The sequence below is a fragment of the Tardiphaga sp. 768_D3_N2_1 genome, assembly GCF_052076105.1.
Taxonomy (GTDB): domain Bacteria; phylum Pseudomonadota; class Alphaproteobacteria; order Rhizobiales; family Xanthobacteraceae; genus Tardiphaga.
Window position 1 is genome coordinate 1,417,398 of the sequence record NZ_CP197245.1, and the last position, 14,555, is coordinate 1,431,952.

The window sequence follows — 14,555 nt, forward strand, 5'->3', positions numbered from 1 at the left end:
GGCGCAACAGGTACCGGTTTGATGTTTGATTTCGACACCCTGTCGCATGCGATTGCCGACCAGACGGTGCTCTGCGTCGGCGATCTGATGCTCGACGAATTCGTCTATGGCGAGGTGTCGCGAATTTCGCCGGAAGCGCCTGCGCCGGTGATCGCAGTCCAGCGCAGCGAGATTAATATCGGTGGCGCCGGCAATGTGGCGCGCAATATTGCCGCCCTTGGCGCGAAATGTATCTTTGTCGGTCTGGTCGGTGAGGACGATGCCGGCGTAACGCTCAAGAATGCGCTCGCGCAGGAATCTCTGATCGAAGCATTGCTGGTCGTGGATTCATCGCGCCCGACGACGCGCAAGGTGCGCTTCGTGTCCGAGCATTTCTCGACACATATGCTGCGGGCCGATTGGGAATTGGCGGCACCAGCGTCTGCCGGCATCGAAAAACAGTTGATCGATACGATCCTGCCGCAGATCGCGCGCGCCGATATCGTGCTGCTGTCCGATTATGCCAAGGGCGTGTTGACCGCGCGGGTGATCCGAAACGTTATCGATGCGGCGAAGGCGCTCGGCAAACGTGTCATCGTTGATCCGAAGAGCGCCAATCTCGCGATTTATCGTGGTGCGACGCTATTGACGCCGAACCGCAAGGAATTTGCCGAAGCGACGCGCAGCCGTGCGGACAGCGACATCAACATCGCGACGGCGGCGCAGGAAGCGATGATCCTGGCGGATTGCGCCGCGATGCTGGTCACCCAAAGCGAGCATGGCATGACGTTGGTGCCGCGCGACGGCGAGGCCATCCATGTTCCGGCGCTGCCGGTCAAGGTGCGGGATGTCTCGGGTGCCGGTGACACGGTAGCGGCGATGCTGGCTGTGGCGCTGGCGGCCGGGGCTGACTGGGAAGCGGCATTGAGGGCCGCGACTGCTGCTGCCGCAGTTGCGGTCAGCAAGCAGGGAACGGCGGTGGTGACGCCGTCAGAACTGCGCCGCCGGATTTTGCCGCATGCGTTTCTGGCCGCCGAAGAGAAAATCGTGGCATCGACTGAGCTCGACGCGCATCTCGCGGATTGGCGCAAGCAGCAGTTGCGGATCGGCTTTACCAATGGTTGTTTCGACATCCTGCATCCTGGCCATGTCAAGGTTCTGACGGCAGCGCGCGCGACCTGTGATCGCCTGATCGTCGGCCTCAACAGCGATGCCTCTGTGAAACGGCTGAAGGGCGAAGGGCGCCCGGTGCAGGACGAACGCGCCCGTGCCGAGGTGCTTGCGGCGCTGGAGGCGGTCGATCTGGTCGTGATTTTCGAAGAGGATACCCCACTGAACCTGATTACGCAGATCGCGCCGGCGACGCTGGTCAAGGGCGGCGATTACACGCGAGAGCAGGTGGTCGGCCATGAGGTCGTCGCCGCCAACGGCGGAGAGGTGATCCTGATCGATATCCTGCAAGGCCACAGCACGACATCGCTGGTCGAGCGCGCGCGCAGCGGACAGTCATGACACGCATCACACAGTTTACCGCGCGCAACTGGATGATTGCCATCCATGACGCCATCGTCACGGCAGCTGCGGTTGTTCTGAGTTTCGTGTTGCGTTTCGATGGTGAGAACCTGTGGGATCGGCTCCCCCTGTTGCTGAGGATCCTGCCGTACTTCGTGGTGTTCAGCTTTTTCGTCTGCTACGTCTTCAATCTGACCACGACGAAGTGGCGCTTTATCTCGCTGCCCGACCTGCTGAACATCATCAAGGCATCCACGGTGCTGACGGGCGCGCTTCTGGTGCTCGACTACATCTTCCTGGCGCCGAACGTGTACGGCACGTTCTTTCTCGGCAAGACAACGATCATCATCTACTGGTTCATCGAGATCTTCTTTCTCAGTGGATCGCGACTGGCCTACCGCTATTTCCGCTATACGCGAACGCGCAATCAGGCTCGCGCGATGGATGCGTCGCCGGCCCTGCTGATTGGCCGTGCGGCCGATGCCGAGGTGTTCTTGCGCGGCATCGAGAGTGGTGCCGTCAAACGTATGTGGCCGGTTGGTATCTTGTCGCCGGCGATGTCCGATCGTGGGCAGGCGATCCGAGGGGTGCCGGTCCTCGGCGGCATCGACGATCTCGGCAATGTCGTTGAAGACTTCAGCACGCGGCAACGCCCGATCGAACGGGTCGTGATGACGCCATCGGCGTTTGAAGCGGAGGCGCTGCCCGAATCGATATTGATGCGCGCGCGTAAGCTCGGGCTGACGGTCAGCCGGATTCCGTCGCTGGAAGAAAGCCGCGACACGCCGCAACTGGCGCCCGTGGCGGTTGAAGATCTGTTGTTGCGGCCGAGCGTCAGGATCGACTATGCCCGGCTGGAAAATTTCGTGCGCGGCAAGGCGGTGGTAGTGACCGGCGGTGGCGGCTCGATTGGTTACGAGATCTGCGACCGCGTCATCACTTTCGGTGCGGCGCGGCTGCTCATTATCGAGAATTCAGAGCCGGCGCTTCATGCGGCTATGGAAAAGCTGGCGGCCAAGGTCTCCAGCGCGGTGATCGAAGGCCGCATCGCCGATGTCAGGGATCGCGAGCGCATTCATCAGCTGATGATCACCTTCAAGCCGGATGCGGTGTTTCATGCTGCGGCGCTGAAACATGTCCCGATCTTGGAGCGCGACTGGGGCGAGGGCGTCAAAACCAACATCTTCGGCTCCGTGAACGTCGCCGATGCGGCGCTCGCATCGGGCGCGGATGCAATGGTGATGATATCGACCGACAAGGCCATCGAGCCGGTGTCGATGCTGGGACTGACCAAGCGTTTCGCCGAGATGTATTGCCAGGCGCTCGATGGCGACGCCATCAGCGGCAAGGCCGCCAAATCGCCCATGCGGCTGATCTCGGTGCGCTTCGGCAATGTGCTGGCGTCGAATGGGTCCGTCGTGCCGAAGTTCAAGGCGCAAATCGAAGCCGGCGGGCCGGTGACGGTGACGCATCCCGATATGGTGCGCTACTTCATGACCATCCGCGAGGCATGCGATCTGGTCGTCACCGCGGCAACCCATGCGATGAATGCGCAGCACGCCGATGCATCGGTTTATGTGCTCAGCATGGGGCAGCCGGTGAAGATCGTCGATCTCGCCGACCGCATGATCCGGCTTTCCGGTCTTCAGCCCGGCTACGATATCGATATCGTGTTCACCGGTGTTCGACCGGGCGAGCGGCTCAACGAGATCCTGTTCGCCGAGCAGGAGCCGACCAGTGAGATCGGTATCGCCGGCATTGTTGCCGCGCGCCCGAACGAATTGCCGCTGGAGACGCTGAATAGCTGGCTTGCGATCTTACGGAAAGCTATTGATGCGGACGAGCACGAAGTCGCTGTGGCAACACTGAAGGATGCGGTGCCGGAATATCGCGCGCTGGTGCAGTAAAAGACTGCGTCAGCGGCGCGGTGTCGAGAAGGCCCGCAATACCAGGGCGACAGCGGCACCGCCCAGCGCAAGCAAGGCAACGTCGGCGATAGCCGAGCGACAATAGATCGAGACGCCAGCGAGCGCGGCCAGGCCGATATTGAGCACGAACACCGTTCGCACCACCTCGATCACGGTGAAGCCATTGTCCGTCGCACGCTGATAGAAGTGCGAGCGATGCGCCAGCCATACGGGCTCGCGTTTTGCCAGCCGCCGGAGCAGGGTGATGGTCGCATCGGCAAGGTAATAGAGCGGCAGCAGGATGGCGGCAGCCAGATGATGCGCATAGGCCAGTTGCAGGAAGCACCAGGCCAGCAAGAGCCCGATAGGGAGGCTGCCGACGTCGCCCAGAAACATCTTTGCAACCGGCCGATTGAAAGGCGCGAAGCCGAGTGTGGCGCCGCAAAGTGCAGCGGCGATGAGTGCCGTCGATAATGGCAGTTGCCCGGAGAAGCCAATCAGCACCAGCGCCGCGGTGATCGGAATCACCTCGGCCACTGTGATCCAGTCGAGCCCATCCATGAAATTCACGAGATTGACGAACCAGAGTGCGGCCAGCAGCAACAAGCCGCGTTCGATCCAGAGAGGCAGGTCTGGTGCGATCTGCAGTGTTGGGGGCAGGGCATACAGGACCGCGGCAATACTGGCGGCTTGCAGCAGCAGTCGCGGCGTCACGGAAATCGGACGCAGATCATCAATAGCGCCAATGGTGGCAATCAGAATTGTTGCACCAAACAGCACCCACAGTGCCGGTGTCGCTGAAACGGGGAGAACCGCAATCGAAAGCCCGGCTAGCAGCAGTGTGACTGATATCACCGCGATACCGGCGCCTTGCGGTGTCGGTACCTTATGGGACGATCGGGCATTCGGTCGCGCCATTGCGTAGCGGATCAGCAGCGGATGAATGGCCTTGATGCAAGCCGCGGACAGAACGGCGGCCACAACCAGAGCGACGAAGGTTGTAATCAGTTCGAATGACGACATAGGGATGACATTGGGCGCAGGAATGACATGCGTTGCAGGGAAGATTTGGGTCGCAATGGGACAAAGTGTTCGGAGTTATGCACGGCGGCTCTTCTTATCCTGTTTTCACGGTATAGCTAGCGATCAAGGCCGTGCTTCTGACGCAATCGGGTGCTGCGATACCGAAGTGTTGCAGCATCATCGCCTGGATGGCTAATGGAATGCGACACGGATCGTCATGCAACGTGGCGATTCCTAGCGAATGTCTGGGGACACGATGTCTGAACAACCCATTCTTGTCACCGGTGCTGCGGGCTTCATCGGTTTCCATGTGGTGCGGCAACTGTTGGCCGAAGGCCGAACGGTCGTTGGCCTCGATAGCGTCAACAGCTATTACGATCCGGCGCTGAAGGAGGCGCGGCTGAAGCTGCTGGAGGGCCAACCCCGCTTTACCTTTGTGAGGGCGAATCTGGCAGATCGTCCTGCGATCTCGGCGCTGTTCAGCGAATACAAATTCCCAGTTGTCATTCATCTCGCTGCGCAGGCAGGTGTGCGCTATTCCATCGAGCAGCCGCACAGCTATGCCGATGCCAATCTCGAAGGCTTTCTCAATATCCTCGAAGGATGCCGGCACAACGGCTGTGCGCATCTGCTTTATGCGTCGTCATCCTCGGTTTATGGCGCCAACAAGAAGAAGCCGTTCTCCGTCAGCGACAGGGTGGATAATCCAATCAGCCTCTATGCCGCGACGAAGAAGGCCAACGAATTGATGGCGCATTCCTACAGCCATCTCTATCGCCTGCCGACAACAGGACTACGGTTTTTCACCGTCTACGGTCCATGGGGCCGGCCGGATATGGCGATCTTCCTGTTTACCAAGGCGATCCTCGACAAGCAGCCGATCAAGCTGTTTAACCACGGTAACATGCGGCGAGACTTTACTTTTGTGGACGATGTTGTCGGTGCTATCGGGCGGCTGATTGATCACGTGCCGACGGGGAGCGAGGACGAGGCGCCAGCGCGAATCTACAACGTTGGTAACCACAAGCCGGAGGACCTTTTGCATGTGGTCTCGGTTCTTGAGAAAGAACTGGGGCTGGAAGCCATCAAGACGATGCTGCCGATGCAGCCGGGCGATGTGCCTGAGACTTTTGCCGACGTGGACGATCTGATGCGTGATGTCGGCTTCAAACCGGATACCTCAATCGAGGAGGGGATTCGGCAATTCGTGACGTGGTATCGCAGCCACTACGGTAATCTGAACGCGAAGGGTTGAGAGCGACTGATGAGCAAGCGCATTATTCCCCTGATCATGTGTGGCGGTGCCGGTACGCGCCTGTGGCCGTCCTCGCGCGAGGGGCGCCCGAAGCAGTTTTTGCCATTGTTCGGGCCACGCTCGACCTTTCAGGACACAGTTATTCGCGTATCCGATGCTGGCTTGTTCGATCGTCCCATTGTCATCACGAGTGCCGCCTATCGGTTCATGGTGCGCGAACAACTCGCCGAGATCGGGCTCGATGCGGACATCCTGCTCGAGCCGGCGCGGCGCGATTCAGGCCCGGCCATTGCCGCCGGCGCTGCTTTTGCACAGGCTCGGGATGAGGACGCCGTCGTGCTTGCGCTTGCCGCCGATCACGTGGTGCGCGACGTGCCGGCTTTCGTCGCGGCGTGCCGGGCTGGGCTGGTGGTTGCCGATGCCGGCCATATCGTGACGTTTGGCGTGCAGCCGGAGCGTCCGGCCACTGAATACGGTTATATTTCACCGGGCCAGTCGCTTTCTGACAAGGTGAAGAGCGTCGCCAAATTCGTCGAGAAGCCGGACCTGGAGACGGCAACTGGTTATATTGATGCGGGCTATCTCTGGAACAGTGGCAACTTCATGTTTCGAGCGGGCATGCTGCTCGATGAATATCGTGGTGTCGACGCCGATAGTGTCGAGACCATCACCAGCGCTGTAATGAAGGCTGGCCGCGATCTCGGCTTCTTCACGCTCGATGCGGATGCTTTCGGGAAGGCAAAATCGATCTCTGTCGACTATGCCGTGATGGAAAAGACGACGAAGGCCGCCGTGGTGCCGGTGTCCTGCGGCTGGTCGGATGTCGGCTCGTGGCTTGCAGTGTGGGAACTGTCCAACAAGGATGCGCAGGGCAATGCTGCGCAGGGCGTGGCGGTGTTCGAGGACTCGCGCAACTGCAACGTGGCCAGCGATGGTCCGGTGGTGGCGCTGGAGGGCGTCGACGATCTCGTGGTGGTGGCAACGCACGACGCCGTGCTGGTCTCTCGCCAGAAGGATGCCAACAATCTCAAGCGACTGGTTGCGAAGCTGAAGGTCACCGCGCCGCGGGTCACCGAGGATCATCTCAAGGTCCATCGCCCATGGGGATCTGTGCAGGCCCTTGAGGATGGCGAGCGCTATCAGGTGAAACGTCTCGTGGTGAAAGCAGGCGAGCGACTGTCGCTCCAGATGCACCACCATCGCTCCGAACACTGGATCGTTGTGCGTGGTACCGCGAAGGTGACGATCAACGACCAGATCAAGACCGTCCATGAGAACGAGTCGATCTACATCCCGCTCGGTGCCACGCACCGTCTGGAAAACCCTGGTAAAATTCCGCTTGAGCTGATCGAGGTGCAGACGGGCAGCTATCTTGGCGAGGACGACATCATTCGCATCGAAGATGACTACAAACGGAGCTAGCTGCCGTTACACGTCACACTCGAATCAATACATCCAGAGGGTGTATTTTGGCGGAGTGTTTTGCTGACAGCATGCCGTACGGTCATTTGCGTCGTATCTTTTTCCATTTTACGAAATAGCGACGTTTGCCACAATTGGACGCGCTCTGGCCGCCCAGCGCGCATTCATCGGCCCTAGGGTCGGTTCCCGCTCTTCACGAAAACGTGTTAACCTGTTGTTAGGTATTGATAAATATCTGAAAACAGGGGCGAAAATGACAGGGCCATGACGGATGTGCGGATGGTCCCGCCGCCGGACGAGGTAATGCATTCTTGCAACAATGAGTCAGTTTTCGATCTAAAATGTGGCTTTCGGATTGCGGCAAGTACCGTTTCTTGTTAGCGCTCAATCCATGAAGCAGATCGCAAAGATTTTCCTTGTAGTTGTATTGCTAGGATCGAGCGGCCAGCTCGCTCATGCAGCAGAGCCATTTTTCATTCTTGACGCCATCAATCAGGCGGTAAAGACGAATCCTGGTGTCGGCGAGGCGTCCGCCAATCGCCGTGCCACCGAAGCGGAACTTCGCCAGAGCCAGGGTACTTTGCTGCCTCAGATCAGGCTGCAGGCGAATACCGGCCCCGAGATGTTGAACCGGGCGATCGTTCCTGCGCCGGCCGGCAATGGCTCCTATGTCAACGGCAGCGAGGCGTCCGTAACGGTGCGCCAGCTGGTATTCGACGGTTTTGCGTCGATCAACGACATCTGGCGTCAGGCTGCGCGCGTCGACGCTGCTGCGTTCCGGGTGCTTGAACGGACCGAACTGATCGCGCTCGATGCTGCTGAAGCCTATGTCGATGTGACGCGCTATCTGCGGCTGGTTGCGCTCGCCGAGCAAAATCTCAAGGTTCATCTGGAACTGCGCGCTAACGTCCGTGCGCGTTTCGCTGGCGGTCGTGCGGGTGAGGGCGATACCCAGCAGGCGGAAGAGCGGGTGGCTGCGGCGGAAGCTGTGGTCGCGGATTTCCGCCTCAGCCTCGATTACGCACGTGCCAAGTATCGCAAGACCGTCGGCCTTGAGCCGTTCAACGTACGCTTCCCTGGTCGCTTGCCGGATATGCCGGCAACCAAGAACGAGTCGCTTGACGTTGCCTTCAAATATAATCCGACGATCCGCGCCGCTGGTGCGGATGTCGAAGCGGCCAAGAAAGCCTTCGACTCGACCGCAGGTGCATTCGTGCCAAATGTGGCCCTGGAAGGCCGCGCGCTGCGTGGCAAGGATTCGATCACCTATCCAGGCAATCGCGACGAAGTCAGCGGCAAGGTCGTTGTCAGCTGGGATATCTTCCGCGGCGGCCAGGATGCATGGAAGCGCGCCGAAGCCGGCGAACGCATGATCGAGCAGCAGCAGCGCCATGCACGCCTGCAGCGTGATGCGCTGGAGTCGCTCGACAAGGCATGGGCTGCGCGCACGATCACGACGGAACGTGCAGCAGCGCTGGTGCGTGAAGTTGAAGCCGCCCGTCGCACCTTCGTGGCCTACAACAAGGAATATGAGCTCGGTCAGCGCACGCTGATCGATCTGCTCAATTCGCAGAACCAGTACTTCAACGCTAACGTCTCGCTGGTGTCGGCACGTGGCGTCACGGTGTTCGCTGACTACCAGTTGCTCGCGGCCATGGGGCAGCTGCTGTCCTATCTGAAAACCGGCAAGCCCCCGGAGTCTGAGCCGATCGAGAGCCGTGCAACCGGCCTGATCCCGTATCGCCTGCCACCGATCCTGCTGACGGCGCCGGAGCCGGGATCCGAGCCGCTCAACACGGTTCTGCCCTTCCAGACCTGGAACTCGCCTTTCGCACCGGCGCTGGAACCGAAACCCGTGCTGTTCGGTGATCGTTGGTTCTCGCAAGATCTGTCGAACGCCAACGCATTGTTTATGACGTCGGGCCAGGTCGGGCAGGGCAGCGTGTCGGCCGACGCTTCTGCAGGGCGCCGTTAACCAGTTAAGTACGCAGTTTTACAATCCGCGGTAGGGTTTACCGTAAGTTCAGCAATTCGTCTGAACCGCGAAATAGTGCAGGCGCTTTGCAAAGATCGCCTGTAAAGCTGGCAAGTCATATTTTGTAAGGCCAGTAGACCCCGTACGGGTCATACAAGGCGCCTGGAATTTCCGAGGCTGCATTGAACATTCCCTCACCCAAGTTCGATATTGCAATGGACCTGCCGGCCGCGCCCGTAGCGGAGGTCGAGCATCTTCATGCCGATCCGCTAACCGACAGTCTGCTTTATCTCGCTGCGCATCACGGCCGTGCTGTCAGCCGAAGTGCATTGCTGGCCGGTCTGCCGGTTGAGCGCGGTGCGCTGACAACGGCACTGTATGAGCGCGCCGCGCAGCGAGCAGGTCTCGAAGCCGAATTGAACGAGCGACCGCTCAAGGATATCCCCGCGCTGGTTTTGCCCGCCGTGCTTCTGTTTCACGATGGTTCGACGCGTATCCTGCGCGGCATCGATCTGGCAAGCGGCCGTGTCACGTTGGCCAATCCGGCGGGTGACGGTGCGGTCGCGATGGAGCGCATCGAAGCCGTCGAAGAGAAATATGCCGGCTTCGTCTATTTCGTCCGGCCGGCGTCAGTCAGCGATCCCCGCGCAATTGCAGCTGGCGATCTGCCGAAGTCGCACTGGTTCTGGTCTGTCGTCAGCCGGTTCGGTTCGAATTACAGCCATGTCGCCATCGCGGCCTTCATCGTCAACATGCTGGCGCTGGCCGCGCCGCTGTTCACCATGAGCGTTTATGATCGCGTCATTCCGAATGGAGCGATCCCGTCGCTGGTCGCGCTAGGTATCGGCCTCGCGCTGGCCATCGCCTTCGACTTCCTGCTCAAGGTTGTCCGCAGCCGCATCATCGACATGACCGGCAAGAAGATCGACGTCGTGCTTGCCTCGAACATCTTCGAGCATGTGATGGCGCTGAAGATGGACAAACGTCCGCCCTCGGTCGGCATCCTCGCCAACCAGATGCGCGATTTCGACTCGGTGCGCGAATTCTTCACGTCTGGCACCGTTGTGACGGCAACAGATATGATATTCGCGATCATCTTCATCGCGGTGCTGTTCGTGATCGCTGGACCACTCGCCTGGATCCCGCTCGCGATGCTGCCTGTGATGATCATTGTCGGCCTGCTGATCCAGCGGCCGCTCGATCGTGCGATGAAGCGCCTGCAGGCGGAGTCGGCTGCGCGCCACGGCATCCTCATCGAGTCGCTGAGCGGCATCGAGACCGTCCGCGCGGTTGCGGGCGAGGGGCGGGTGCAGACAGTGTGGGAGCGCTCGGTCGCCGCAACAGCGCGCTCCAGCGAAGGCGTCCAGTTCTGGTCGTCGCTTGCGATGACCTCGGCGAGCGTGGCGACGCAACTCTGCAGCCTGCTGCTGGTCGTGGTCGGCGTATTCCTCATTCTCGATGGCAAGCTGTCGGTCGGTGCGCTCGTCGCCGCCAACATGCTGTCGGGCCGCATTCTCGGACCGATCGCCGGCATCGCCTCGGTGATGACGCGTGCGACGCAGACCATGTCGGCCCTGCGTTCGATCGACCGCCTGATGGCGACGGAGCGCGAGCGGCCACCGGAAAAGATCTTCGTCGCCCGCGAGATCACCAAGGGCAGCATCGAATTCCGCAATGTCAGCTTTTCCTATCCGAACAGCCCCGCCAAAGCGCTCGACGGCATCTCGTTCCATGTGAAGCCTGGCGAGAAGATCGGCATCATTGGCCGCGTCGGCTCGGGCAAGACCACGGTAGGGCGCCTCGCAACCGCATTCTATCCGCCGAGCGAAGGCAGCATCCTGATCGACGGTATCGATATCAGACAATACGATCCGGCGGATTTGCGTGCCGGTATCGGTTTCGTGTTGCAGGACACCGATCTGTTCTACGGCAAGCTGCGTGACAACATCACGCTGGGCCGCACCGATGCGACGGACGAGGAAGTGCTCGCCGCCGCACGGCTGTCCGGTGTCGAGACCTTTATCGCCGGCCATCCGCAGGGCTACGACATGATGATCGCCGAGGGCGGGCGCAGCCTGTCGGGCGGCCAGAAGCAGGCGATCGGTCTTGCGCGTGTGCTGATCCGCAAGCCGCGCGTGTTGTTCCTCGATGAGCCCACGGCGCATTTCGACGTGCGCAGCGAAGGTGAGTTCCTCGAACGCCTCAAGACGCTCGCCAAGGGCGAGATGTCGATCATTGTCTCGACGCATCGTCCGTCACTGTTGTCGCTGGTCGATCGCATTCTCGTGTTCGACAACGGCAAGATCGTCGCCGACGGTCCCGCCGATCAAATCCTGACACGCTTGCGCCCGCAGCCGCAGGCTCCTCAAGCCGCGGGGAGGCCGGTCAATGTCGCAGTCTGATTTCGCATTTTCGAACGACGTTCGCGCGGCCATGGAAATGCGCACGCCGCGTACGTCGCGGATGCTGTTGATGACCGTCACAGGTCTGCTCGTCGTGTTCCTCCTGTGGGCACACTTCGCCGTGCTGGATGAAGTGAAGCGCGGCAACGGCAAGGTGGTGCCGTCGCGTCAGACCCAGGTGGTGCAATCACTCGAAGGCGGCATCATCAGCGAATTGCTGATTCAGGAAGGCGCCATCGTCAGAAAAGATCAGCCGCTGGCGCGTATCGAAGATACCAATTTCGCGGCGCAGTTCGGCGAAATCCGTGAGCGGCGCAGTGCCATGGCTGCCCGCGTGATCCGACTGGAAGCAGAGACCTTCGGCAAGACTGGCGTCGAGTTTCCCGAAGATCTCACGAAACTTGCACCGCGTGCGGTGCAGACTGAACGCAGCGTATTTGACGCCCATATGCGCAAGCTTGCGCAGGACATAGACGTGATTGCCCAGCAGGAGTGGCAGAAGAAAAAGGAAATCGACGAGCTCCGTGCGTCCGAAACCCGCTTCTCCGAGACGCTGACGCTGCTGACCCGCGAAACCTTGCTGACGCGCCGACTCTATGAGCAGAAGGTCGTTCCCGAGATCGAGATGCTGCGGTCCGACCGCCAGGCCACCGACATGCGTGGCCAGCTCGCGGTGGTGCAAGCGACCATCGTCAAGACTGAGGCCGCCGTAAAGGAAGCACAGTCGCGGCTTTTGAACATCACCACGGCATTTCGCTCGACGGCGGAAGATGACCTCGCGAAATCGCGCGGCGATCTCGCGGTCCTCGATGAGAACATCAAGTCGGCACAGGACCGCGTTCGACGAACCGAACTGCGCTCGCCAGTCTACGGCATCGTCAACAAGCTCAACGTCACAACGATTGGTGCGGTCGTGGCGCCTGGCGCTAGCGTGATGGAGATCGTGCCACTTGAGGATACGCTGCTGGTCGAGGGCCGCATTCGTCCGCAGGATATCGCCTTCATCCGTCCGGACCATGAGGCAGTCGTCAAGCTCAGCGCCTACGACTCTTCGGTCTATGGATCGCTTCACGGCCGGGTCGAACGGATCAGCGCCGATACGATCACCGACGAGAAGGGCGACAAGAATGAGCGCGGCGAGACGTTTTACCGCGTCATGGTTCGTACCGAAAAGAACCATCTCGGCACGGCCGAGCAGCCGCTGCCGATCATTCCCGGCATGGTGGCGACGGTGGAAATCCTGACCGGCAAGAAGTCGGTGCTGGATTATCTCGTGAAGCCTGCGCGCATGCTGCGTGACGAGGCGTTCCGCGAGCGCTGATGGATGCTACGGAGCGTCGTTGGTGCTCCGTATGTTACCTTGCCCCAGCCCGTGAGAGTCAACGAACTCTTAAAACGCATGGTTCGATAAAATTCGAGCGAATGCGTTGGTAGCCGATTGAGCGCGTTCAACGACATACCCGCACAGGTTGACGTGTTTTAACCAGCCTGAAGCAGCCCCCGATTTATCCCTGATGCCACAAGATCCGGACGGGGATCGACGCAATGACGTCGGCCGATGCTCCGGACAACGGGGCGTCAGTCATGTTGCGTATCGATCAGGCGCGGGCATTCCCGCGTGCGCTGGGGTTCGTGCTCGCCGGTGTCGTAAGCGTCAGCGCTTGCGATGGGGCATTCGCAAAGTCACGCGCGAAGAAGACGGTGCTTGAGCGCCCCGTGATGGACACGCCGATCGTGGGCATGACCGCGCCGCCGGTCCGGTTCTTCACAATCAACCAGGTGATGGCCAAGCGCGACAGCGAGAACCGCCCGAAGCCCGGCAATATAGAAATTGCATCCTTGGATGCGTCGCAGGGATCCGACGCCAAGGTGATCAGCGATGCACCGTCTCCGACCGCGGTTCTGCCTGCGACCAGCGAGGAGCCGTTCGGCCTGTTCACTTTCCGCGCGCCCGAAGGGCTGTTGTGGACGAAGTGGCGCGGTGTCGAAGCACGTATGCGCGCCGACTTGAAATCGATCGAGGACTGCAAGGCCGACAGCGAGAACTGCGCCGCTGGTGCGCGCAAATTCGTGACCGTCACGCGTTCCGCCGCCGAGTTGGGTCTGCGCACACGTGTCGAGGCGATCAATCGCGACGTCAACACTGCGATCCGTTATGTCGGAGACTATCAGCAGCACGGCGTCGCCGATCTGTGGAGTTCGCCGCTCGAGACGCTGTCCGCGGGAATTGGCGACTGCGAAGATTATGCGATCGCCAAATTCGCCATGCTCGTCGCAACGGGTGTGCCGGAAGCCGACATCAAGATGATGCTGGTGCGTGACATGGCCGTTCGCCAGGATCATGCGGTGCTGACAGTCCGGGTCGATGGCCGCTGGCTGGTTCTCGACAATCGCTACTCCCGACTTTCGGAAACGCGCGATCTGCCGCATTTCATGCCGCTTTTCGCTATCGACCACACAGGTGTCAGCCTGTTCGCCGCACCCTATGCCGCGCGTCCGCATCATGAGAGCGAGACCGACATGTTGCCCGCGGCCGAGGTCGACGGCTTCGGCGGCGGCTCTTCCTTGCCGCTGGCGCTCTGAGATAGTTCGACAACACAACGCCGACAATCGGCCTGATATCGGCGTTTTATGCGCTTCGCGATCTTGTACTTCCGTGCGTCTTGGGCTCTTAATGCGCCAGGGTGAGGTCGACGAGGGGATTGAGATGCGCTTCAAGCACACGCTGTTGGGTTTGTTGGTGGCTGCCGGAATGGCCTCCGGTACAACTGTCTCGCATGCCGAAGGCCTGCTTCCGGGCGCCGCTTTCTCCATCGATTGCCAGGATGGGGCAGTCTACAAGCTGACCTCCGGCCGGGTGACCTTTCCTGGTGATATCGTCACCGGCCATCTGTACCTGACCCCGCACCGTGCAATGCCTGTTCGCCTGATCCCGATGGGTCAGGGCTATCGCTATGCAGGCCATGGCGTGTGGCTGGATGGCATTCGTGAACGCGCGCTTCTGTATCGGGCCAAGTATAGCCCGGTCGCGTGCGTCGTGACCCGCATATAGACTTTTATCCTATCACCAGACTCCAGCG

Annotated in this window: 10 protein-coding genes; 9 read left to right on the top strand and 1 reads right to left on the bottom strand. The window is 60.4% G+C overall.

Translation table 11 applies throughout. The annotated features are described in order from the left end of the window. The first annotated feature begins 21 nt into the window (after positions 1 to 21). Positions 22 to 1,491 (top strand): D-glycero-beta-D-manno-heptose-7-phosphate kinase, encoded by a 1,470-nt coding sequence (gene rfaE1, locus AB8A27_RS06490; protein ID WP_441241203.1) that lies wholly within the window; start codon positions 22 to 24, stop codon positions 1,489 to 1,491. Further along, positions 1,488 to 3,398 (top strand): SDR family NAD(P)-dependent oxidoreductase, encoded by a 1,911-nt coding sequence (locus AB8A27_RS06495; RefSeq protein ID WP_441241204.1) that lies wholly within the window; start codon positions 1,488 to 1,490, stop codon positions 3,396 to 3,398. Before rfaE1 ends, AB8A27_RS06495 begins: the two co-directional genes overlap by 4 nt. A gap of 9 nt (positions 3,399 to 3,407) precedes the next feature. Here the strand turns inward: AB8A27_RS06495 and AB8A27_RS06500 are convergent, their stop codons facing one another. Beyond that, the gene (locus AB8A27_RS06500; protein WP_441241205.1) at positions 3,408 to 4,421 is read right to left on the bottom strand and encodes an MraY family glycosyltransferase; all 1,014 of its coding nucleotides are present in this window, start codon (positions 4,419 to 4,421) and stop codon (positions 3,408 to 3,410) included. A 256-nt stretch (positions 4,422 to 4,677) separates the two neighbouring features. Here AB8A27_RS06500 and AB8A27_RS06505 point away from each other — a divergent pair, with 256 nt between their 5' ends. The 7 genes from AB8A27_RS06505 (at position 4,678) to AB8A27_RS06535 (ending at position 14,527) form a co-directional block, all read left to right on the top strand. Next, entirely contained in the window at positions 4,678 to 5,676 is a 999-nt protein-coding gene (locus AB8A27_RS06505) for an NAD-dependent epimerase (protein ID WP_441241206.1), read from the top strand. A 9-nt stretch (positions 5,677 to 5,685) separates the two neighbouring features. Beyond that, positions 5,686 to 7,098 carry a mannose-1-phosphate guanylyltransferase/mannose-6-phosphate isomerase gene (locus AB8A27_RS06510; RefSeq protein WP_441241207.1) on the top strand — a complete coding sequence of 471 codons (1,413 nt, stop codon included), beginning with the start codon at positions 5,686 to 5,688 and terminating at the stop codon, positions 7,096 to 7,098. Between the two features lie 391 nt (positions 7,099 to 7,489). Then, entirely contained in the window at positions 7,490 to 9,073 is a 1,584-nt protein-coding gene (locus AB8A27_RS06515) for a TolC family outer membrane protein (RefSeq protein ID WP_441241208.1), read from the top strand. Between the two features lie 215 nt (positions 9,074 to 9,288). Continuing rightward, complete coding sequence (locus tag AB8A27_RS06520; RefSeq protein WP_441241209.1) at positions 9,289 to 11,475, top strand: type I secretion system permease/ATPase; 2,187 nt, start codon at positions 9,289 to 9,291, stop codon at positions 11,473 to 11,475. After that, positions 11,462 to 12,796 carry an HlyD family type I secretion periplasmic adaptor subunit gene (locus tag AB8A27_RS06525; RefSeq protein ID WP_441241210.1) on the top strand — a complete coding sequence of 445 codons (1,335 nt, stop codon included), beginning with the start codon at positions 11,462 to 11,464 and terminating at the stop codon, positions 12,794 to 12,796. Before AB8A27_RS06520 ends, AB8A27_RS06525 begins: the two co-directional genes overlap by 14 nt. Positions 12,797 to 13,020: 224 nt before the next feature. Then, entirely contained in the window at positions 13,021 to 14,058 is a 1,038-nt protein-coding gene (locus AB8A27_RS06530) for a transglutaminase-like cysteine peptidase (protein WP_441241211.1), read from the top strand. Positions 14,059 to 14,182: 124 nt separating this feature from the next. After that, positions 14,183 to 14,527: a hypothetical protein gene (locus AB8A27_RS06535; RefSeq protein WP_441241212.1), complete on the top strand. Its 345-nt coding sequence runs from the start codon at positions 14,183 to 14,185 to the stop codon at positions 14,525 to 14,527. The last annotated feature ends 28 nt before the right edge of the window (positions 14,528 to 14,555 follow it).

Bases quoted from the DNA above. Each gene is read 5' to 3' on its own strand.
- AB8A27_RS06525 (WP_441241210.1), top strand. From the start codon at position 11,462: ATGTCGCAGTCTGATTTCGCATTTTCGAACGACGTTCGCGCGGCCATG.
- AB8A27_RS06515 (WP_441241208.1), top strand. From the start codon at position 7,490: ATGAAGCAGATCGCAAAGATTTTCCTTGTAGTTGTATTGCTAGGATCG.
- AB8A27_RS06510 (WP_441241207.1), top strand. From the start codon at position 5,686: ATGAGCAAGCGCATTATTCCCCTGATCATGTGTGGCGGTGCCGGTACG.
- AB8A27_RS06520 (WP_441241209.1), top strand. From the start codon at position 9,289: ATGGACCTGCCGGCCGCGCCCGTAGCGGAGGTCGAGCATCTTCATGCC.
- AB8A27_RS06495 (WP_441241204.1), top strand. From the start codon at position 1,488: ATGACACGCATCACACAGTTTACCGCGCGCAACTGGATGATTGCCATC.
- rfaE1 (WP_441241203.1), top strand. From the start codon at position 22: ATGTTTGATTTCGACACCCTGTCGCATGCGATTGCCGACCAGACGGTG.
- AB8A27_RS06530 (WP_441241211.1), top strand. From the start codon at position 13,021: ATGACGTCGGCCGATGCTCCGGACAACGGGGCGTCAGTCATGTTGCGT.
- AB8A27_RS06535 (WP_441241212.1), top strand. From the start codon at position 14,183: ATGCGCTTCAAGCACACGCTGTTGGGTTTGTTGGTGGCTGCCGGAATG.
- AB8A27_RS06500 (WP_441241205.1), bottom strand. From the start codon at position 4,421: ATGTCGTCATTCGAACTGATTACAACCTTCGTCGCTCTGGTTGTGGCC.
- AB8A27_RS06505 (WP_441241206.1), top strand. From the start codon at position 4,678: ATGTCTGAACAACCCATTCTTGTCACCGGTGCTGCGGGCTTCATCGGT.